Origin of the sequence: Streptomyces sp. T39 (assembly GCF_008042045.1) — a bacterium.
Classification (GTDB): domain Bacteria; phylum Actinomycetota; class Actinomycetes; order Streptomycetales; family Streptomycetaceae; genus Streptomyces.
In genome coordinates this window covers 3,595,764-3,614,466 of record NZ_RDBP01000012.1, presented here as the reverse complement: position 1 = coordinate 3,614,466, position 18,703 = coordinate 3,595,764, and the positions used below count along the sequence as shown (strand labels likewise).

Below are 18,703 nucleotides of genomic sequence, written 5' to 3'. Positions count from 1 at the left end.
ACGACGGACGGCGACGCCCCCGCCACCCCCTCGCCGTCCCCGACGCCCACCGGCCGGGGCGAGGCGCTGCCCGGCTTCCCGGGCCTCCAGCCGCTCTGGCCGTTCGCCACGCTCGCCGAAGCCGGCACGTGGGAACGCGCCTTCCGCTCCGGCGGCAGCCAGCCCTGGCACCTCGACCCGGTGCAGACCGCGCTCTCCTTCACCCAGGGCTACCTCGGGTTCTCCGGGATCGACCGCGTCACCTCACGGGACGTCACCGGCAGGCAGGCCCGGATCGGAGTCGGGCCGAGCGGCACCGAGGGCAGCGGCACGGCGGCCGTCATCCATCTGGTGCGCTACGGCACCGGTCTCGACGCCCCCTGGGAGGTGGTCGGCACCGACGACGCGGACTTCTCACTGACCTCCCCGGCCTACGGCTCGTCCGTCCGCTCGCCGCTGCGCGCGGGGGGCCGGATCACCGGCGTCGACGAGTCCGTCACGGTGGACGTGCGGCAGCCCTCGTCCGAGAAGGTCCTCGGCACCACCTGCTGCCTCTCGGCGGGCGGCAGGAACCAGCCCTGGACGTCGTCGGTCACCTTCTCCGGCGCCACCGACCCGGTCCTGACCCTGGTCGCGTCGACGGGCGGCCACGTCGCGGKGGTCAGGCCGAGGAGCCGGGGCGGGAGCCAGGTGCGCATCGATCCCCCAGGGAGGCTGTGCGGTGGGTCACATCGGTCGTACAGCCATGGTGCACCACCGGCGGCGGAAGGCGGGCGCCGCCATGGGGCCGGCGGGGCCGGGGACACCGCGGTGACGGAGGGGGCCGGCGGTGCGGAACCCGGCACCGCGGCGGGCCCGGAGGGCGTGATCCTCCGCATGGATCCCGTCGCCCGCAGGCGGCATGATGCACCCTCATGGATCACGACTTCGCGCGCGCCTTCGCCGACTCCTGGGTGACGTCCTGGAACGCCCACGACCTGGACGCGCTGCTGGCGCACTTCTCCGACGGGGTGACCTTCTCCTCGCCCGTTGCCGCCCGACTCCTCGGCGGGGACGGCGTGATCCGCGGCAAGGAGGCGCTGCGCGCCTACTGGACGGAAGGGCTGCGGCGGATCCCGGACCTTCGCTTCGAGGTCGTGGGCGTGTACGCGGGAGTGGGGTGCCTGGTCGTCAACTACCGCAACCAGCGCGGCGGTCTGGTCAACGAGGTGCTCGTCTTCGACGGCCCCCTGGTGACCGAGGGGTACGGCACCTACCTCGACGCCGGCGACAACCCGGCGGGGGCGCGCTGACGGCATCCGGGGAGGGGCGGGCGCCCGCCCCTCCCCGTCGCGCTACGAGCCGGCCCTGCGCTTGTTCCACACGTCCACGCCGACCGCCGCCAGCAGCACCAGGCCCTTGATGACCTGCTGCCAGTCGGTGCCGATGCCGACCAGGTTCATGCCGTTGTTGAGCACGCCCAGGACCAGGCCGCCGATGATGGCGCCGAGCACGGTGCCGACGCCGCCGCTCATGGAGGCGCCTCCGATGAACGCCGCCGCGATGGCCTCCAGTTCGAAGTTGAGACCCGCCTGCGGTGTGCCGGAGTTGAGCCGGGCGGCGAACACGCATCCGGCGAGGGCCGCGAGCACGCCCATGTTGACGAAGACCAGGAAGGTGACGCGCTTGTCCTTGACGCCGGACAGCTTGGCCGCCGCCTTGTTGCCGCCCAGGGCGTAGACGTGGCGCCCCACCACGGCGTTGCGCATCACATGACCGAGCACCAGGAGCAGCCCGCACACGACGAGCATGATCACGGGCATGCCGTGCCAGCTCGCCAGGGTCAGGGTGAAGGCGGCCACCGCGGCGGCCGTCGCCACGCACTTGAGCAGCCAGATGCCGCGGGGCAGCACCTCCAGTTCGTACGCCCGCTGCCGGCGGCGGTCGCGCACCTCGCGCACGAGGAGCAGGGCGACGACCACCAGCCCGATGAGCAGCGTCGGGTTGTGGTAGGGGCCGATGGCGTCCGTCCGCAGCTCGATGAAGCCGAGGTCCAGGTGGAGGGTGAACGGGAGGGGGATGCTCCACGCCGGACCCGCCTCGGGGACGACGCCCTTCGCGAGGTTCTGGAAGCCGTCGGGGAACGGGGAGAGCGACTGTCCTTCGAGGGTGATCTGTGTCAGGCCGCGGAAGAGCAGCATCCCGGCGAGGGTCACGATGAAGGACGGGATGCCCAGATAGGCGATGAAGAAGCCCTGCCAGGCGCCCGCGAGGGCGCCGATGAGCAGCGAGACGGCGAGCGCCACGCCCCAGGGCAGATCGTGTTCGATCATCATCACGGCCGATATCGCGCCGACGAAGGCGGCGACCGAGCCGACGGACAGGTCGATGTGGCCGGCGATGATGACGATCATCATGCCCATGGCCAGGATGAGGATGTAGCCGTTCTGCTGGAGCAGGTTGGAGATGTTGCCGGGGCGCAGCAGCGCGCCGTCGGTCCAGAAGCCGAAGAGCAGCACGATGAGCGCCAGCGCGAAGAGCATGCCGTACTGGCGCACGTGGGTGCGCAGCCCGTGCAGCAGCACCGCGCCCGCGCCGGGCTCGGCCGGTGGCGCCGCCGAGGTCTCGGTCGGTGTGGTCGTGGTGGTCATACCGGCCTCAGCCTCCGTGGGTGGTCATCTGGCGCATCAGGACTTCCTGGGTGGCGTCGGCCCGGGCGACCTCACCGGTCAGCCGGCCCTCGGCCATGGTGTAGATCCGGTCGCACATCCCGAGCAGTTCCGGCAGCTCGGACGAGATGACCAGCACCGCCTTGCCCTGGGCCGCGAGCCGGTCGATCACGGTGTAGATCTCGTACTTGGCGCCGACGTCGATCCCCCGGGTGGGTTCGTCGAGGATGAGCACGTCCGGGTCGGCGTGGATCCACTTGCTGAGCACGACCTTCTGCTGGTTGCCGCCGGAGAGGCGGCCGGTCTGCTCGAAGACGGTGGGCGCCTTGATGTTCATCGAGCGGCGGTAGCGCTCGGCCACCGACCGTTCGTGGTGGGCATCGACCGTGCCGCGGCGCACCATGCCGGGCAGGGAGGCGAGGGAGACGTTGCGGCTGATGGTGTCGATGAGGTTGAGCCCGTAGTGCTTGCGGTCCTCGGTGACGTACGCGATGCCGGCGTCCACGGCGGCGGGCACCGTCCGGGTGCTGACCTCGCGTTCGTGCACCTGGACGGTGCCGGCGACCCAGCGGCCCCACGAGCGGCCGAAGACGGACATGGCGAGTTCGGTGCGGCCCGCTCCCATGAGGCCGGCCATGCCGACGATCTCGCCGCGGCCGACGGTCAGGGAGACGTCGTCGACGACGGTGCGCTGCTGGTCGACCGGGTGGCGTACGGTCCAGCCGCTGATGCGCAGCGCGGTGCGTCCGGCGTCGGGGCCCTCGTAACGGGTGCGCTCGGGGTAGCGGTGGTCGAGGTCGCGTCCGACCATGGCCCGGATGATGCGGTCCTCGGAGAGCTCCGGCCGGGCGTCGGGCGAGGTGCGCACGGCGAGGGTCTCGACGGTCCGCCCGTCGCGCAGCACGGTCACCGAGTCGGCGACCGCCCGGATCTCGCCCAGCTTGTGGGAGATGATGATGCAGGCGATGCCCTGGTCGCGCAGTTCGCGGATGAGGGCGAGGAGTTTGGCGCTGTCGTCGTCGTTGAGTGCGGCGGTCGGCTCGTCGAGGATGAGCAGCCGCACCTCCTTGGCCAGGGCCTTGGCGATCTCGACCAGCTGCTGTTTGCCGACGCCCAGTTCGCTGATCGGTGTCTGCGGCTTCTCCCGCAGGCCCACCCGGGCGAGCAGCCGGGCGGCCCGGCGGTTGGTGGCATTCCAGTCGATGAATCCGCGGGTGGTCCGCTCGTTGCCGAGGAAGATGTTCTCCGCGATCGACAGGTGCGGGACGAGGGCGAGTTCCTGGTGGATGATCACGATGCCGTGACGCTCGCTCGCCCTGATGTCCCGGAAGGCGACGGGCCGGCCCTCGAAGGCGATCTCGCCTTCGTAACTGCCGTGCGGGTGCACGCCGCTGAGCACCTTCATGAGGGTGGACTTGCCCGCGCCGTTCTCCCCGCAGACGGCGTGGATCTCGCCGGGGCGCACGGTGAGGTCGACGTCGCTGAGCGCGGTGACGCCCGGGAAGCGCTTGGTGATGCCGCTCATGCGCAGGACGGGCGCCGCGGGTCCGCCCGCGTCGGCGGGGGGCGGCGGGACCGGGGCGCTCATGAGAGCTGGCTCTCGGTGAAGTAGCCCTGGTCGACGAGGAGCCGGGTGTTCTTCCTGTCGATGCTGACCGGCTCCAGGAGGTACGAGGGCACGGTCTTGACACCGTTGTCGTAGTCCGTGGTGTTGTTGACGCGCACCGTCTTGCCGGTGAGGGCGGCGTCGCCCATCTGGACGGCCTGCTTGGCGAGTTCGCGGGTGTCCTTGAAGACGGTCTGCGTCTGCTCGCCCCGCATGATCGACTTCACCGATGCCAGTTCCGCGTCCTGGCCGGTGACCACCGGAAGCGGCTGGCTCGCGGTGCCGTAACCGGCGCTCTGGAGGGCGGAGATGATGCCGATGGAGATACCGTCGTACGGCGAGAGCACGGCGTCGATGCGCTCCTGTCCGTAGCTCCGGGTGACCACGTCGTCCATCCGCTTCTGCGCGGTCTCGCCGCTCCAGCGCAGCGTGGCCGCCTTCGCGAGGGTCGTCTGCCCGCTGCGCACCACGAGCTGCCGGCTGTCGAGGTAGGGCTGCAGCACCTGCATGGCGCCGTTCCAGAAGTACTTGGTGTTGTTGTCGTCCGGGGAGCCCGCGAACAGCTCGATGGTGCGTGACCTGCCGCCCGGCGCGGGATCGCCCAGCTCCAGGGCGTCCACGATGTACTGGGCCTGGAGCCGTCCGACCCGCTCGTTGTCGAACGACGCGTAGTAGTCCACGCTGCCGGTCCCCATGATGAGCCGGTCGTACGCGATCACGGGAATGCCCGACTCGTCGGCCTGTTCCAGGACGTCCGACAGGGCGGAGCCGTCGATGGCCGCGACGACGAGCAGCCCGACCCCCTTGGTGATCATGCTCTCGATCTGGGCGACCTGGTTCTCCACCTTGTCGTCCCCGTACTGGAGATCCGTGGCGTAGCCGGCCTTGCGGAACTGCTCCGCCATGTTCTCGCCGTCGGCGATCCAGCGTTCGGACGACTTCGTGGGCATCGCCAGGCCGACGGTGACGCCGTCGCTCTTCCCGGGTTGGTAGCGGCTGCCGCCGAGGGCCTCCTGTCCGCAGGCGGTCAGCGACAGGACGAGCAGTCCGGCCACCGTCGCCGCGACCGGGACCGGGACGCGGCGCGTGGGGGTACGCATGTCGTTCTCCTTCCGGAGCGGGGGCGCGGCGTCGCGCGCCTTCGGGTGCGTCGAACGGGCAGGGGCGCCACCGGGAGAGGGCCGCAGGCCGCCGGCTCCCGCGCACTGACACCTCGTCACGTTCGATATTTCGTCACTCGTTCGAGATTGTGGCGTGCAAAGTATGCAGTCCGCACAGGGGGTGTCAACGGGTCGCGCACGGCACGTCGACCGGTGACGCGGAACGGGTCGCCGTGGGCGAAGGCGGCACGCAGGGTCCCCGTGGGCGAAGGCGGCACGACGGCGCCCCCGCCCCCGCGGTGCGGGAGGACGGGGGCACTGCCCGGGGAGGCGACCGGTCCGTGCCGGGGCGCCGGGGGCTCAGCCGGGCTGCTCGGCCAGGCTCGCGTAGACGACCACGTTGCCGAGGTAGCCCGTGTCCTTGCGGTAGCCGCCGCCGCAGGTGATGATCCGCAACTCGGGCGCCGCGCTGCTGTGGTAGACCTTGCGGCTCGGGAAGGCGTCCTTGTCGTACGCCTCGACCGCGTACACCGAGAAGCGCACGGTACGGCCGTCGCGGCGGGTGACGGTGACGCTGCTGCCCCGGGCGAGACCGCCGAGCAGGTAGAAGACGGCGCGTCCGGCGGGGCTGTCGACATGTCCCGCGACGACGGCGGTACCGGGCTCCCCCGGCGCGGGGCCGTCGGCGTACCAGCCCGCCGTGTCGGCCCGCTCCGCCGGGGGCACCTCCAGGACCCCGTCCCCGTCGAGCCCCAGCTCCGCCATCGGGGCGTCGACGGCGATGGCCGGGATGCGCAGCCGCACCGGGACGGTACGGGAGCGCGGCTCCACCGGCGCGCTCACCGGCGGCCGCAGGCGCTCCGGCACCCCGATCCGTGCCCCGGCCCCGCCGGGAGCAGCGGTCGCCTGCGCGGCGGTGGGCTGGGGAGCCCCGCCGCGCAGGCCGTTGACCAGCAGCACGATGCCGACGACGAGCACCGCGAGGCGGGTCCGTGGCTGCATGAGGGGTGCGCCGTGTGCGCTGGCCATCGCGGGAGGGGCTCCTGTGCGTCGGTGAGGTGCGGTGCCCGTCCGCGGGACGGCGGGCGGCAGCCAGCCGCCGCTGCGGGCGGACGGCGGCGGGCCGGCGGCGCGGGATCCGTGCGGTGCCGGACGGGGCCGCGCGGGCGGCGCGGGCGGCGCGGCGAAGGGCCCGGTATCCGTCCGGTGCCGGACGGGGCCGCGCGGGCGGCGCGGCGAAGGGCCCGGTATCCGTCCGGTGCCGGACGGGGCCGCGCGGGCGGCGCGGCGAAGGGCCCGGTATCCGTCCGGTGCCGGACGGCGGCCGTGAAGCGGCGCTGGCCACGGTGCGGCTGAAGCCCCGGATCCCTCCGGTGCCGGACGGTGGCCGGCGGCCACTGTCCGGTGCCGGACGGTGGCCGGCGGCCACTGCGTACGGACGGCGGCCGGTCGGCCGCGGCGGGCCGGGCCCCGTGGCCGCCCCGTGGCGGAGGACGGACCACGGACAGGGGCGGACGGCGGTCGGTCAGGCGGTGGCCGACGCGGCGCGCCGGCGCTTCGTCGCCATGCCGCCCGCGGCGGCGCCCGCGATCAGCAGGCCGCCGATCGCGATCTGAGTGCCGTTCAGGCCGCCGGCGCCGCCGAATCCGCCGCTCACGGCGCCCGCGGGCCGGTCGACGACCTCGAAGCTGGCCTGCACACGCGTGCGCGGCGGGCACTTGACGGTGATGGTGTAGACGCCCGCCTCCGCGCCCTCCGGCACGGTGAAGTCGCCGGCCAGTTCGCCGGCGGCCCCGTCGTCGGTCAGGTTGATCTGGCCGCCCGCTTCCGCCTGGCCCTTGGCGTAGGTGGCGTCCGGGCCGCAGACCTCCGTGCTGACGCTGACCGTCGATCCGGGGTACGCCCGCATCGGGCTGACACTGACGTCGGACTCACCGGAGACCGCCGCTGCCGCCGGGGCGACCGGCACAGCGAGAGCCGCCGCAACGGCCGTGCCACAGACGAGCATCCGTACGCTGCGCATGGCGCCACCTCTCGAACGGCGCGGGGCGGGACAGGACGTCCCGCGAACGGGCCGCGCTCCGGCGCCCAGCCAAGCAGCTCCGGGCTTCGCACAGCGTGTGCGCAACGCGTGGCGGTCGGCCCGGCGGGCTCCGGGCGGCGCGTCGTCGCAGGTGACGGGGCTGCCTCTGGGCCCGACGGTGGAATGCGGCGCGCATGTGGCGTTCGGGTGGCAACACGCCGAAGGGCCGCGCCCAGCGAGGCCGCACCCGGCAGCGGCCGTGTCCGAGCGTCCCGCACGTGCTGCCGCGGTGTCCGGCCGCAAGACCGGTTCAGGACCGGCCCGGGCGGTAGTCCGGGTCCTCGGCGCCCGAGGGGAGCCGGTTGTGGCCCTCGCTCCAGTGGTTGACCCACCCGCACAGCGAGCACGCGTACCGCCCGTTCACCCCTCTGATCTGCTTGCCGCAGCGCTTGCACTCGGTGCGGGTGACCTCGGGGCCGACGCTCGCGGCCGGGGACACGCCCTCATCCATCACCGTCACCGCCCGTCGCCGCTCCGGGGGCGTTCGACGACCAGCCGCACTGCCGGCTGCACACCCAACGGCCGTTCTGCTGCAGGGCGCCGGCCCCGCACCGCTGGCACGTCATGTCACGACCTCCTCGAGGAGACTCACCTGCGCGCATACCCCTCGCCCGACCCGGCGACTCCCCGTTCACCCGGAACGGCCGGTCCTCGCCGGGTGGGCGGGCGTCCGGCCGGCGGACGCGCGGCCCGGTGGCCGGTCCTCGCCGGTCCGCGCCGGCCGGGAGGAGGGCCCTGTTAGCGTGAGCCGCCGGACCGGAGGGGGCGAGGACGATGACGGAGCAGACGTTCCGGATCGGCGGGGAACTGGACGTACGACGGCTCGGGTTCGGCGCGATGCGGCTGCCGACGGAGCCGGACGGGGCGCGGGCGGCGTCGGTGGCGCTCGTGCGTCGAGCCGTCGACCTGGGGGTCACCCTGATCGACACGGCCCATCTGTACGGCGGGGGCGCCAACGAGGAGCTGCTCGCCGAGGCGCTGCACCCCTATCCGAAGGGCCTGCTGGTCACCACCAAGGTCGGCGTGGCCCGTACCGGCCAGGGCGGCGAGTGGCGGCTGGACGGACGTCCGGAACTCCTCAGGGAGCAGGTCGAGGCGGCGCTGCGGCGGCTGCGGGTCGAGCGGATCGACCTCCTCCAGCTCCACCGGATCGACCCGGAGACTCCGCTCGACGACCAGATCGGCACCCTGCGGGACCTGCGGGCCGAGGGCCTGATCGGCCACATCGGGCTGTCCGAGGTGACGGCCGGCCAGCTCGCCCGCGCCCGGCGGACCGTGGAGATCGCCAGCGTGCAGAACCGCTACAACCTCCTCGACCGCGAGCACGAGGAGGTGCTCGAGGCGTGCGAGGAGGCCGGGATCGCGTTCCTCCCGTGGCGGCCCGTGGCGGCCGGAGAGGCGGGCGCGCGGGAGGAGGTCGCCGCCGTGGCGTCCGAGACCGGTGCGACGGCCACCCAGGTCGCGCTCGCCTGGCTGCTCGGCAGGTCCCCGGTGATGCTGCCCATCCCCGGCACGGCCAGCGTCGGCCATCTGGAGGAGAACCTCGCCGCCGCGCACGTCGTGCTCGACGCGGCGCAGCGCGCGCGTCTCGACCGGCTGGCAGCGGACACGGCCCCCGGCCCGGCCTGACCCTTCGCGGAGGCGGCCGCCGGCCCGCTCCGGCGCGGCAGCGCCCGGGCGCGTCGGCCGGGGCACGGCGTGGGATGCTGGGCGCCGTCGTGGCCACCGGGTGGCCCGGGCTTTGGGAGAGCACGCTGAGCACCGTCGTAGCCGAGATCCTGTCGGTCGTCCTGCTGCTGGGGGTGCTGGCGTTCGGTGTCGCGCGCCCCCGGGGGCTGCCGGAGGCGGTCGCCGCCGTACCCGCCGCCGCCCTGGTGGTGGCCGTCGGCGCCGTCTCGCCCGCCGTCGCCTGGGACCAGGTGCGTGAACTGCTGCCGGTGGTCGGCTTCCTGGCGGTGGTGCTGGTCCTCGCGCAGCTCTGCGCGGACGAGGGGCTGTTCACCGCGGCGGGCGATCTGGTGGCGCGGCTGTGTTCGGGCGGGCCCGTGCCGCTGCTGGGCGGCGTGTTCGCGCTCTCGTCCGTCGTCACGGCGGCGCTCAGTCTGGACGCGACGGTGGTGCTGCTGACACCGGTCGTGTTCGCGACCGCCGCCCGCCTCGGCGCGCGGCCCCGCCCGCACGTCTACGCGACGGCGCACCTGGCCAACTCGGCCTCGCTCCTGCTGCCGGTCTCGAATCTCACCAATCTGCTCGCGTTCACCGCCAGCGGCCTGTCGTTCACCCGGTTCGCCGCTCTGATGGCGCTGCCGTGGGTGGCGGCGATCGCGGTCGAGTACGCGGTGTTCCGCCGCTTCTTCCGGGCCGACCTGGCGGCGGGGGCTGCGCCGGTGCCCCCGGCGGAGCGTCCGGGGATGCCGGTCTTCGCACCGGTCGTGCTGGGGCTGACGCTCGCCGGGTTCGTCGTCGCGTCGTTCGCCGGCTGGAGCCCGGTGTGGGCGGCGCTCGCGGGGACGCTGGTGCTGGCCGTGCGGGCGCTGGTGCGGCGGCAGACGTCGGTGCGGCGCCTCGCCGGTTCGGCGGCGCCGCTGTTCTGCCTGTTCGTGCTCGCGCTCGGGGTGGTCGTGGGCGCGGTGGTCGCGGGCGGTCTGGGCGACGCCCTCGGGCGGGTGCTGCCCGAGGGGCACTCGCTCGGCGCGCTGCTGGCCGTGGCCGCCGTGGCCGCGGTGCTTGCCAATCTGATCAACAACCTGCCCGCGGTCCTCGCGCTCGTGCCGATTCTCGCGCCGGCGGGGCCCGGACCGGTGCTGGCGGCGCTGATCGGGGTGAACATCGGGCCGAATCTGACGTATGTGGGCTCGCTGGCCACGCTGCTCTGGCGCCGTGTCCTGCATGAGCACGAGCACCCGCCGCTGCTGCGGGACTTCACCCTGCTGGGTCTGGTGACCGTGCCCGCCACACTGGTGGCATCCACCGCCGCCCTGTGGGCGGCGCTCCACACCATCGGAGGCTGAGCAGGATCATGGGCGTCGTCGTCTGGATCACCGAGGGCACCTGGGCCGCGTGCGTGGACGCCGCGCTGCGCCGCACCGCCGCCGAGGACGGGCTCGTGCTGCTGCACGTCACGGACGACGACGTCGCGGACGCCGCGCACGGTGCCTTCGCCGGGCTGCTGGGGCGCGGGCACGGGCCGCGCGACCCCGGTACCCGGGTCGAGGAGCTGGCCCGGGCCGCGGCGGAGGAGCTGACGGACCGTGCGGCGGCCCGCCTGGGCCGTCCCGCGGAGCGTCTGCTGCTGCACGGGCGGACCGGCCACGAGGTGGTGGCGGCGTCGGCGGGGGCCGACCTGCTCGTCTGCGGGCGCGACGGCGACCGCTCCGTGCCGGGCCCCCACACGCTCGGCCCGGCCACCCGGTACGTGGTCGACCACGCGACCTGCCCGGTGCTCCTCGTCTGAACCGCCAGGACGGGCCCAGGCGGCCGCACCGCCCGCCCCGCGGCTCCCCCGGGCGCCGTCAGACCGGGGCCGCCGCGTCCGTGCACTCGGTCGCGGCCGCCAGGTCCTCCTCGATGCGCCGGGCCGTGTGCGCCAGACGGGGCAGGACGTTGTCCCGGAGGTCGCGCACGCTGCGGTGGGCCGCGTGCACGGCGACGTTCATCGCCGCCACCACGCGCCCGCTCCGGTCGTGGAGCGGGACGGCGATGGAGCGCAGGCCCGGCTCCAGTTCCTCGTCGGACACCGCGTAGCCGTCGCGGTGCGCGGCGTCGAGCGTCCGCCGCAGCTCGTCCGGGCGCCCGGGTGCGCCGGGCGTCCGCGCGGACCACCGGGCGAGCCGCCGCTCCGCCTGCGCGGGCGGCAGCCCGGCGAGCAGCACCCGGCCCATGGCGGTGACCGGTGCCGGCAGGCGCGTGCCGACGGCCAGGTCGACGCCCATGATGCGGGTGGTCGCCACCCGGGCGACGTAGCGGATGTCGTCGCCGTCGAGCACGGCGATCGACGACGAGTCGTGGATTCGGCGCACCAGATCGGCCAGATGCGGAGTGGCCAGGCGTTCGAAGCCGACGGCGGACTGTGCCGCGTAGCCGAGTTCCAGCACGCGGGGCAGGGGGGTGAAGGTGCGGCCCGTCGCGTCCGTCGCGACATAGCCGAGGTGGGCCAGGGAGTGCAGGGCACGGCGCGCGGTGGCGCGGGGCAGACCGGTGGCCTCGGCGATCCGTGCCAGGGACAGGCCGCCCGGTGCCCGCAGGACGCCGAGGACGGCGAGACCGCGGGCGAGCGACTGGAGGAAGACGGGGCCGAGTTCCTCCTTGGCGGCGCGCAGCCGCCGGGCGGTGGCGTCGCCGGCGCGGGCCGCGGGCCCGGGGTCGTCCTCCGGGGGACGGGCGAGGGCGCCGGCCATGTCGCGGACGCAGGCGCGCAGCCGCGGCAGGGCGTGTTCCGCGAGGCTGTCGACGGTGTGCCGGCTGGTGTGGCTGACCACGCCGACCGCGCAGACGACCTCTCCGCCGGGGCCGTGGACGGGCAGCGAGACGGCGATGACACCGGGCTCCACCGTCTGGTCGTCGAGCGCGGCCCCCGTGCGGCGCGCCCGCTCAGCGCGTTCGGCGAAGTCCGCCGCGCCGGTGCCCGCGCCGGGTACGGGCGGCAGGGCCGGGAAGGCGTCCGTGGCCGGGCCCGCGGCGCGCCGGCGGCGCCAGCGCTCCCAGTCGCGGGTGTCCCATGCGGCGGCGAACAGCGGGCCGGACGCGGAGCGTTCGGCGGGCAGCAGGTCGCCGACCCGGAAGGCGACGGCCATGGCACGGCTGCGCGGGCACCGCACCACGAACCGGGAGCCGTCCCCGTCCGGGACGGAGACGGAGACGCTCTCGTCCAGTTCCTCGGCCAGGCGCCGCGCGGGGCCCGCCAGCGACGGGATCCGGGCGGCCGCGAGATAGGCGTTGCCGAACTCCATCACCCGCGGGGTCAGCAGCAGGTCCTGGCCTTCGGCGCGCAGGTGCCCGAGACGGCACAGGGTCGCGGCGACCCGGTCGAGCGAGGACCGGGCCAGACCGGTGGCCCGGACGAGATCGGCACGGCTCGTCCGGCCGGACCGGGCCGCGGCGAGCAGGCGCAGGACGGACAGTCCGCGCTCGATCGTGGCCACCGTCTCGCTCGCGGCCGCGGTGTCGCGGGAGGCCGGGGCGTCGCTCACGGCCGCCGGCTCGCTCGCGGCGTCGGTGTCGCGGGAGGCCGCCGTGCCGCTCGCGGCCGCCGCGTCGCGGGAGGCCGGTGTCGGGCTGGGCGCCATGGGCGGCTCCTGGTGGGCGGGCGGCGCGGGGCGCCGTACAAGCGTGAGCCGGTGGCGCCTCGTTGACAGGCGGCACCCGGCTGGTCAGACTCTGCGGGCCCGGCCGAGTGAACCATAGTTCATTGTGCGAACGGATGGAGAGGGTGCGGCCATGGACAAGGTGGTGGCGACGGCCGCCGAGGCGGTGGCGGACATCGGGGACGGCGCGTCGGTCGCCGTCGGGGGCTTCGGTCTGAGCGGTGTGCCGGCGGTGCTCATCCGGGCGCTGCACGCGCTCGGCAGCAGTGGCCTGCACGTCGTGTCGAACAACTGCGGGGCGATGGACACGGGGCTGACCGTGCTGCTGTCGGCGGGCCGCATCGCCCGGGTGACCGGTTCCTACATCGGCTCCAACAAGGAGTTCGCGCGCCGGTACCTCGGAGGCGACATCGAACTGGAGCTCATCCCCCAGGGCACCCTCGCCGAGCGGCTGCGCGCGGGCGGCGCGGGCATCCCCGCCTTCTACACGCCCGCCGGAGTGGGGACGGCGGTCGCCGACGGAGGGCTGCCGTGGCGGTACGACGCCCTGGGCCGTGTCGCGGTCGCCTCCCCGCCCAAGGAGGTACGGGCCTTCGACGGCGTCGACCATGTGCTGGAGACCGCCATCCGGACCGACTTCGCCCTGGTCAGGGCCGCGAAGGGGGACCGCCACGGCAATCTGGCCTTCGCCCGGTCCGCGCGGAACTTCAACCCGCTCGCGGCGATGGCCGGGCGCGTCACCGTCGCCGAGGTCGAGGAACTGGTCGAGCCGGGTGCCATCGATCCGGACGCGGTGCACGTGCCCGGCGTCTTCGTGCAGCGCGTCGTCGCCCTCTCCCCCGCCGAGGCGGCCGACAAGCGGATCGAGCGGCGTACCGTCCGCGAGGAGGCAGCCGGTGCCCTGGACACGTGAGCAGATGGCCGCGCGGGCGGCGCGCGAGCTGCGCGACGGCGAGTACGTGAACCTCGGGATCGGGCTGCCGACGCTGATCCCCGCCCATCTCCCGCCCGGCGTGGAGGTGGTGCTGCACTCCGAGAACGGGATCCTGGGCACCGGTCCGTACCCGCTGGCCGACGAGGTGGATCCCGATCTGATCAACGCGGGCAAGGAGACGGTCACGGTCCTGCCGGGAGCGTCCTTCTTCGACTCGGCCCTGTCCTTCGCGATGATCCGGGGCGGGCACATCGACACCGCCGTGCTGGGGGCCATGCAGGTCTCGGCCCGGGGCGACCTGGCGAACTGGGCCGTCCCCGGGACATTGGTGACCGGCATCGGCGGCGCGATGGACCTGGTGCACGGGGCCCGCCGGGTCGTCGCCCTGATGACCCACACGGCCAGGGACGGCAGCCCCAAGATCGTCGAGGAGTGCACCCTGCCGCTGACGGGCCTGCGCTGCGTGCAGCGGATCGTCACCGATCTCGCCGTCCTCGACACCGGCCCGGACGGTCTGACGCTCGTGGAGACGGCCCCCGGTGTGGAGACCGGCGCCCTCCTGCGGGCCACCGCCGCCCCGGTGCGCGTCCCCGGGCAGCTTGCGCACTGATCCCCGTCGCACCGTCCGGCACGGGCGGGCCGTGGGGCGCACCCCCCTGGCGGTCCCGGGCTGTGCGCGGGCCGGGACGGTCGTACGCTGGCGGTGCTCGGGGCCGTCACGGAGGTAGCCCATGCCCCGCCCCATCTGGACCGGCGCGATCAGCTTCGGCCTGGTCACCATCCCCATCAAGGTGCTGCCCGCCACGGAGAACCACACGATCTCCTTCCGGCAGATCCACCTGGAGGACGGGGGGCGCATCCGCTACCGCAAGGTCTGCGAGCTGGACGGGAAGCAGCTGACGGACGACGAGATCACCCGGGGCTTCGAGTACGCCAAGGACACCCTGGTGGCGGTGACGGACAAGGATCTGGACGACATGCCGCTGCCGACGGCCAAGGCGATCGAGATCGTGGCGTTCGTCCCCGCCGGATCCATCGACCCCGTCCGGATCGGCGCCTCGTACTACCTGGAGGGCGACGGGCAGGTCGCCGCCAAGCCCTACAAGCTCCTCCGCCAGGCCCTGGAGCGCAGCGCGAAGGTCGCCGTCGCCAAGTTCGCGCTGCGCGGCCGTGAGCGGCTCGGGCTGCTGCGCGTGAAGCAGGACACGCTGGTGCTCCACTCGATGCACTGGCCCGACGAGATCCGCTCCCCCGAGTCCCTGGCGCCCGCCCCCGTGGAGCTGACCGACGAGGAGGTCGACGGCGCCCTCGCGCTCATGGACACCATGTCCGAGGAGCACATGCCGGAGCTGACCGACCGCTACCGCGAGGCCCTCGAGGACGTGATCGCCGCCAAGGCGGAGGGCAGGGAGCCCCCGGCGGCGGAGGGCGACGAGAAGCAGGCCGGAGAGGTCGTCGACCTGATGGCCGCCCTCAACGCGTCGGTGGCGGCGGCCCGGGAGCAGCGGGGTGAGGACGGGGACGCCACCGTGCACGAGATGCCCGGACCGAAGAAGACCTCGGGCGGGAAGAGCACGGCGAAGAAGTCCGCGGGGAAGAAGACGGCGTCCGCGAAGGCGTCCGCGGGGAAGAGCACCGCCAAGAAGGGCGCCACGAAGAAGACGGCGGCGAAGACGGCCGCGCGGCGCCCCCGCCGGGCGTCCTGAGCAGCGGCCTCCCCTGACGGCTCCGGACCCAGGGAACGGCGTCCGGCCCGGGCGGGCGGCGATCGCCGCCCGCCCGGGCCGGTGCGACGCCTGACGCGCGGGGGCGGGCGGCCCGGGTTCAGTCCCGGGCCGCGAGGCGCTTCTCGAACCAGTGGTCGGCGTACCGCTCGTCGTTGAACGCGGGCACCTCCTCGAAGCCGAGGGAGCGGTAGAGACCGATCGCCTCGGTGAGCGCCTTGTTGGTGTCCAGGCGCAGGACGTCGCGTCCGTGGGCGGCGGCGGCCGTCTCCAGGCCGGTGAGCAGGCGGCGGGCGAGGCCGAGGCCCCTGGCGGCGGGGGCGACCCACATGCGCTTGATCTCGGCGGGGGCGCCGGACGGCAGCTTGAGCCCGGCGCAGCCGACCGGTTCGCCGTGCAGGCGGGCGACCAGGAACACGCCGCGCGGCGGGCGCAGTTCGCCGGGGTCGGGCAGCAGGCTGCGGGCGGGGTCGAAGCCGGTGGCCAGGCGTTCGGCGAGCTCGGCGGCGTAGGCCACCAGGCAGTGGCGGGCGTCGGGGTGGTCGGGGTCGACGGTGTCCAGGGAGACGGTCGCCGCGGTGAGCAGCCGGTCGACCTCGGCCATCGCCGCGACGAGCCGGGTCCGCTGGGCCGTGTTGAGGGGGTCGAGGAGCGAGCCGGCGAGTTCGTCGCTGCGGCGGTCGAGGAGTTCCCGCTCCGCGCGTCCGGCGGCGGTGAGCCGGACGGTGCGCACCCTCCGGTCGGCGGGGTGGGGTTTGACGGTGAGCATGCCGTCGCGTTCCAGGGAGCGCAGCAGGCGGCTGACGTAGCCGGAGTCGAGGCCGAGGCGTTCGCGCAGGCGCCGGACGTCCTGTCCCTCCTCGCCGACCTCCCAGAGCAGCCGGGCCTCGCCGACGGGCCGGTCGCGGCCCAGGTACCTGTCGTGGAGCACGCCGACGCGCTCGCTGACGGTGCGGTTGAACCGCCGGACCTGCTCGATCTGCCGCGCATCCATTCTCTGACTATAGTCAGAGAATGGATGCGGTGGGGGCGCGGGTCAGTCCGCCGGCGTCCCGGCCGGGCGACGGGCGAAACAGGTCAGGTGCTCCTCGGTCATGCCCTCGGCCGGCACATGGACGCTGGTCCCCGAGCGGACGACCTCGAGGCCGGCCTCCCGCAGGCGCCGCACCCAGTCCTCCTCGGTCCAGCTGGTGACGACGATCCGCCGCCCCATGAAGTCGACCTGGAGCTCCTCGAAGTCCCCGGGCACGGTCATCATCACGAAGTACCCGCCGGGCACCAGCCACCCGGCGATCCGGGACAGCACGGCGCCGAGCTCCGACCGGCCCATCTGCAGCAGCGAGAAGAAGGCGACCACGGCGTCGTAGCCGCCGGCCGGCGGCTCGAAGTCCCGTACGTCGGCCTGCTCGAAGCGCGCGCCGGGCACCCGGCCGCGGGCGAGCGAGAGCATGGTCGACGACACGTCGATGCCGGTGACCTCGCAGCCGGCGGCGGCGAGCGCGGCGGCCGCGGGCCGGCCGGTCCCGCAGCCGGCGTCCAGCACCCGCGCCCGCGCGGGCAGCCGGGCCGTCAGCCACGAGAGCGCCTCGTCCCGTGCGGGGATGTCGGCGAACACGCGCTCGTAGTCCGCTCCGAGCGCGTCGAACGCCTCCGCCGCCGTGTCCGGCACCCGCTCGCCCATGAGGGCTCCTTCCGTCCGTCCCGTCCGGGGATCCGCCTGCGGCGGGACCGGTCCGGGCCCCGTCGGTTCACCCGTACCCAGGCGGGCGGCCGGGGAGTCCGGCCGCCCGCCCGGGCGGAGATCCGACGGTCACGGGGCGGGGACGGTGTCCTCGAACGCCGTTCCCGCGGCACGGTAGGCGGCGACCTTGGCGGCCACCTGGGCGGGCGTCAGGACCTGGTCCTTGACGTGCAGGACGTAGTCGACCTTCTGGTCGTAGGCACGCGGCGTCGTCGAGGTCTGCCCGGCGAGGTCGATCAGCCACTGGTTGAAGTTGATGGACATGGGCCGCTCGGGCAGGTAGCGGGCGTCGTGGCGGCCGAACTCCTGGCCGTCGACGTAGTAGACGATGGCGGTGTCGTCGATGGTGACGACGAGGTCGTGCCAGCCGGCGTAGCTGGCCCGGACCTCGGAGTGCTGGTTGACGGCCTCCCAGGGGTCGGGCCGGTAGGTCTCCCAGGAGGTGGTGTAGAGGATGTTGGCCGGCTCCCCCCAGCCGCCGTTGGGCAGGTACTCGAAGTCGTACTCGGCGTAGTCGTCGGCCATGGGGGCCTTGAGGTCGTTGATGGTGAAGAAGGTCTGCACGACGCGGTCGCCGTCCGGCCCGGAGAGCGGGGCGTCGGAGAAGCGGACGCGGGAGGCGTAGGTGCCGTTCCGGAACTTGGTGGCACGGGTCAGGATCTCGGTCTGCCGGGTGGACTCGGGGGTCCCGGCGGTCGATGTGCGCAGGTTCATCACCGAGTTGGTGCCCTCCTTGGCGAAGGTCACGTTCTCGGGGGCCCAGGCGGCGCCGGGGACTCCGGGACCGCCCGAGTTGGCGCGGACGCTCCAGCCGTGGGCACCGACGGCGGGGTCGGAGTGGCCGGTGTAGTCGAAGTCGTCGAAGAGCGCGGCCCCGGTGGGCGGGTCGGTCGGCGGGTCGGTCGGGTCGGGGCCGGGTCCGCTGCCGGCGGGGGCGGTGCCCCAGACCTGGACGCCGCCGACGGACGCGGTGATCCTGGACCAGTCGGCGTAGGTGGTCCGTTCGGGCGCGAACGAGTAGTCGTCGCTCTGGTTGAGCGCCTGCCAGTCGGCACGGTGGAAGCGCAGCTGCATGTCGCCGGTGTCCGTGCCGGGGGCGAGCGTCCCGGCCGCCGCGGTGAAACCGATCTCCAGGTAGCGGTCGGCGGTGGCGGTCGGGTTCGCGAGGGTGCCGAACGTTCCCGTGATGCCGGAGCAGCCACGGACGGCCCAGGAGCAGGCGAACCGGTAGGAGGCCCCGGACTCGGCCTTGAAGTAGTAGCGCAGCTTGACCTGGCTCAGCGACACGTTCGACGTGCCGGTGTTGCGGACCTTGAGCCAGGGTTCGGCCTGGTCCCCGCCGGTGGCGCTCTGGCGGTACTGGACGCTGACGGACTCCGAGGCGGCGGCGGCCGGGAGCGCGGTGAGGGCGCCGGCGCCGAGACCGGCCACGACGGCCGCGGCGAGCGCGGCACGCAGCCGGGTGCCGCCCCTGCCGGAGCGGGGGCCGGCGGCTACGACGCCGTGGTCGCCTTCTTCTCGCTGCTGCAGATGGGCCGGTCTGAGCTCGGCGCCGTGCTGTCCCGGATCGCCGGGTGGCTGGTGC

18 protein-coding genes are annotated in these 18,703 nt (G+C 74.2%); 8 read left to right on the top strand and 10 right to left on the bottom strand.

Annotated elements, in window-relative coordinates:
- A partial coding sequence (locus tag EAO77_RS40075; protein WP_261993943.1) for a hypothetical protein occupies positions 1–936 on the top strand: 936 nt, incomplete at its 5' end.
- The gene (locus tag EAO77_RS17420) at positions 894–1,271 is read left to right on the top strand and encodes a YybH family protein (protein WP_147988859.1); all 378 of its coding nucleotides are present in this window, start codon (positions 894–896) and stop codon (positions 1,269–1,271) included. The genes EAO77_RS40075 and EAO77_RS17420, both read left to right, overlap by 43 nt.
- A gap of 42 nt (positions 1,272–1,313) precedes the next feature.
- Here the strand turns inward: EAO77_RS17420 and mmsB are convergent, their stop codons facing one another.
- The 6 genes from mmsB to EAO77_RS17390 form a co-directional block, all read right to left on the bottom strand.
- Entirely contained in the window at positions 1,314–2,609 is a 1,296-nt protein-coding gene (gene mmsB, locus EAO77_RS17415; protein WP_147988858.1) for a multiple monosaccharide ABC transporter permease, read from the bottom strand.
- A 7-nt stretch (positions 2,610–2,616) separates the two neighbouring features.
- On the bottom strand, positions 2,617–4,215 hold the full coding sequence (mmsA, locus tag EAO77_RS17410; RefSeq protein ID WP_147988857.1) for a multiple monosaccharide ABC transporter ATP-binding protein: 1,599 nt from the start codon (positions 4,213–4,215) through the stop codon (positions 2,617–2,619).
- The gene (chvE, locus tag EAO77_RS17405; RefSeq protein WP_147988856.1) at positions 4,212–5,333 is read right to left on the bottom strand and encodes a multiple monosaccharide ABC transporter substrate-binding protein; all 1,122 of its coding nucleotides are present in this window, start codon (positions 5,331–5,333) and stop codon (positions 4,212–4,214) included. The genes mmsA and chvE overlap by 4 nt, the downstream gene beginning before the upstream one ends.
- A 360-nt stretch (positions 5,334–5,693) precedes the next feature.
- Positions 5,694–6,362, bottom strand: a complete 669-nt coding sequence (locus EAO77_RS17400; protein WP_147988855.1) for a class F sortase — start codon at positions 6,360–6,362, stop codon at positions 5,694–5,696.
- 496 nt (positions 6,363–6,858) lie between these two features.
- On the bottom strand, positions 6,859–7,356 hold the full coding sequence (locus EAO77_RS17395; protein ID WP_147988854.1) for a hypothetical protein: 498 nt from the start codon (positions 7,354–7,356) through the stop codon (positions 6,859–6,861).
- A 310-nt stretch (positions 7,357–7,666) separates the two neighbouring features.
- Complete coding sequence (locus EAO77_RS17390; RefSeq protein WP_147988853.1) at positions 7,667–7,867, bottom strand: hypothetical protein; 201 nt, start codon at positions 7,865–7,867, stop codon at positions 7,667–7,669.
- 323 nt (positions 7,868–8,190) lie between these two features.
- Between EAO77_RS17390 and EAO77_RS17385 the strand changes: the two genes are divergently transcribed.
- The 3 genes from EAO77_RS17385 to EAO77_RS17375 all read left to right on the top strand — a co-directional run bounded on the left by EAO77_RS17385 (position 8,191) and on the right by EAO77_RS17375 (position 10,870).
- The gene (locus EAO77_RS17385) at positions 8,191–9,045 is read left to right on the top strand and encodes an aldo/keto reductase (RefSeq protein ID WP_147988852.1); all 855 of its coding nucleotides are present in this window, start codon (positions 8,191–8,193) and stop codon (positions 9,043–9,045) included.
- A gap of 74 nt (positions 9,046–9,119) precedes the next feature.
- Positions 9,120–10,427 (top strand): SLC13 family permease, encoded by a 1,308-nt coding sequence (locus tag EAO77_RS17380; RefSeq protein ID WP_187283236.1) that lies wholly within the window; start codon positions 9,120–9,122, stop codon positions 10,425–10,427.
- Between the two features lie 8 nt (positions 10,428–10,435).
- The gene (locus EAO77_RS17375; protein WP_147988851.1) at positions 10,436–10,870 is read left to right on the top strand and encodes a universal stress protein; all 435 of its coding nucleotides are present in this window, start codon (positions 10,436–10,438) and stop codon (positions 10,868–10,870) included.
- 58 nt (positions 10,871–10,928) lie between these two features.
- On the opposite strand, the gene EAO77_RS17370 is transcribed toward EAO77_RS17375, so the two are convergent.
- A complete protein-coding gene (locus EAO77_RS17370; protein WP_147988850.1) occupies positions 10,929–12,701 on the bottom strand; it encodes an IclR family transcriptional regulator C-terminal domain-containing protein in 1,773 nt (590 codons plus the stop codon).
- Between the two features lie 151 nt (positions 12,702–12,852).
- On the opposite strand from EAO77_RS17370, the gene EAO77_RS17365 reads away from it, so the two are divergent.
- The 3 genes from EAO77_RS17365 (at position 12,853) to EAO77_RS17355 (ending at position 15,359) form a co-directional block, all read left to right on the top strand.
- The gene (locus tag EAO77_RS17365; RefSeq protein WP_147988849.1) at positions 12,853–13,632 is read left to right on the top strand and encodes a CoA transferase subunit A; all 780 of its coding nucleotides are present in this window, start codon (positions 12,853–12,855) and stop codon (positions 13,630–13,632) included.
- Complete coding sequence (locus EAO77_RS17360; RefSeq protein ID WP_147988848.1) at positions 13,616–14,263, top strand: 3-oxoacid CoA-transferase subunit B; 648 nt, start codon at positions 13,616–13,618, stop codon at positions 14,261–14,263. The genes EAO77_RS17365 and EAO77_RS17360 overlap by 17 nt, the downstream gene beginning before the upstream one ends.
- Positions 14,264–14,384: 121 nt before the next feature.
- The gene (locus EAO77_RS17355) at positions 14,385–15,359 is read left to right on the top strand and encodes a Ku protein (protein WP_147988847.1); all 975 of its coding nucleotides are present in this window, start codon (positions 14,385–14,387) and stop codon (positions 15,357–15,359) included.
- A gap of 118 nt (positions 15,360–15,477) precedes the next feature.
- Here the strand turns inward: EAO77_RS17355 and EAO77_RS17350 are convergent, their stop codons facing one another.
- The 3 genes from EAO77_RS17350 to EAO77_RS17340 form a co-directional block, all read right to left on the bottom strand.
- Entirely contained in the window at positions 15,478–16,371 is an 894-nt protein-coding gene (locus EAO77_RS17350; protein ID WP_147988846.1) for a bifunctional helix-turn-helix transcriptional regulator/GNAT family N-acetyltransferase, read from the bottom strand.
- A 42-nt stretch (positions 16,372–16,413) separates the two neighbouring features.
- Positions 16,414–17,058 (bottom strand): class I SAM-dependent methyltransferase, encoded by a 645-nt coding sequence (locus EAO77_RS17345; protein WP_147988845.1) that lies wholly within the window; start codon positions 17,056–17,058, stop codon positions 16,414–16,416.
- Positions 17,059–17,187: 129 nt separating this feature from the next.
- The gene (locus EAO77_RS17340) at positions 17,188–18,576 is read right to left on the bottom strand and encodes a cellulose binding domain-containing protein (protein ID WP_261994001.1); all 1,389 of its coding nucleotides are present in this window, start codon (positions 18,574–18,576) and stop codon (positions 17,188–17,190) included.
- Positions 18,577–18,703: the final 127 nt, after the last annotated feature.

Coding starts and splice junctions, on each gene's coding strand:
- EAO77_RS17365 (WP_147988849.1), top strand. CDS start 12,853: ATGGACAAGGTGGTGGCGACGGCCGCCGAGGCGGTGGCGGACATCGGG.
- EAO77_RS17380 (WP_187283236.1), top strand. CDS start 9,120: ATGCTGGGCGCCGTCGTGGCCACCGGGTGGCCCGGGCTTTGGGAGAGC.
- EAO77_RS17420 (WP_147988859.1), top strand. CDS start 894: ATGGATCACGACTTCGCGCGCGCCTTCGCCGACTCCTGGGTGACGTCC.
- EAO77_RS17345 (WP_147988845.1), bottom strand. CDS start 17,058: ATGGGCGAGCGGGTGCCGGACACGGCGGCGGAGGCGTTCGACGCGCTC.
- EAO77_RS17400 (WP_147988855.1), bottom strand. CDS start 6,362: ATGGCCAGCGCACACGGCGCACCCCTCATGCAGCCACGGACCCGCCTC.
- EAO77_RS17395 (WP_147988854.1), bottom strand. CDS start 7,356: ATGCGCAGCGTACGGATGCTCGTCTGTGGCACGGCCGTTGCGGCGGCT.
- EAO77_RS17375 (WP_147988851.1), top strand. CDS start 10,436: ATGGGCGTCGTCGTCTGGATCACCGAGGGCACCTGGGCCGCGTGCGTG.
- mmsA (WP_147988857.1), bottom strand. CDS start 4,215: ATGAGCGCCCCGGTCCCGCCGCCCCCCGCCGACGCGGGCGGACCCGCG.
- EAO77_RS17355 (WP_147988847.1), top strand. CDS start 14,385: ATGCCCCGCCCCATCTGGACCGGCGCGATCAGCTTCGGCCTGGTCACC.
- EAO77_RS17390 (WP_147988853.1), bottom strand. CDS start 7,867: ATGGATGAGGGCGTGTCCCCGGCCGCGAGCGTCGGCCCCGAGGTCACC.
- EAO77_RS17385 (WP_147988852.1), top strand. CDS start 8,191: ATGACGGAGCAGACGTTCCGGATCGGCGGGGAACTGGACGTACGACGG.
- EAO77_RS17350 (WP_147988846.1), bottom strand. CDS start 16,371: ATGGATGCGCGGCAGATCGAGCAGGTCCGGCGGTTCAACCGCACCGTC.
- chvE (WP_147988856.1), bottom strand. CDS start 5,333: ATGCGTACCCCCACGCGCCGCGTCCCGGTCCCGGTCGCGGCGACGGTG.
- mmsB (WP_147988858.1), bottom strand. CDS start 2,609: ATGACCACCACGACCACACCGACCGAGACCTCGGCGGCGCCACCGGCC.
- EAO77_RS17370 (WP_147988850.1), bottom strand. CDS start 12,701: ATGGCGCCCAGCCCGACACCGGCCTCCCGCGACGCGGCGGCCGCGAGC.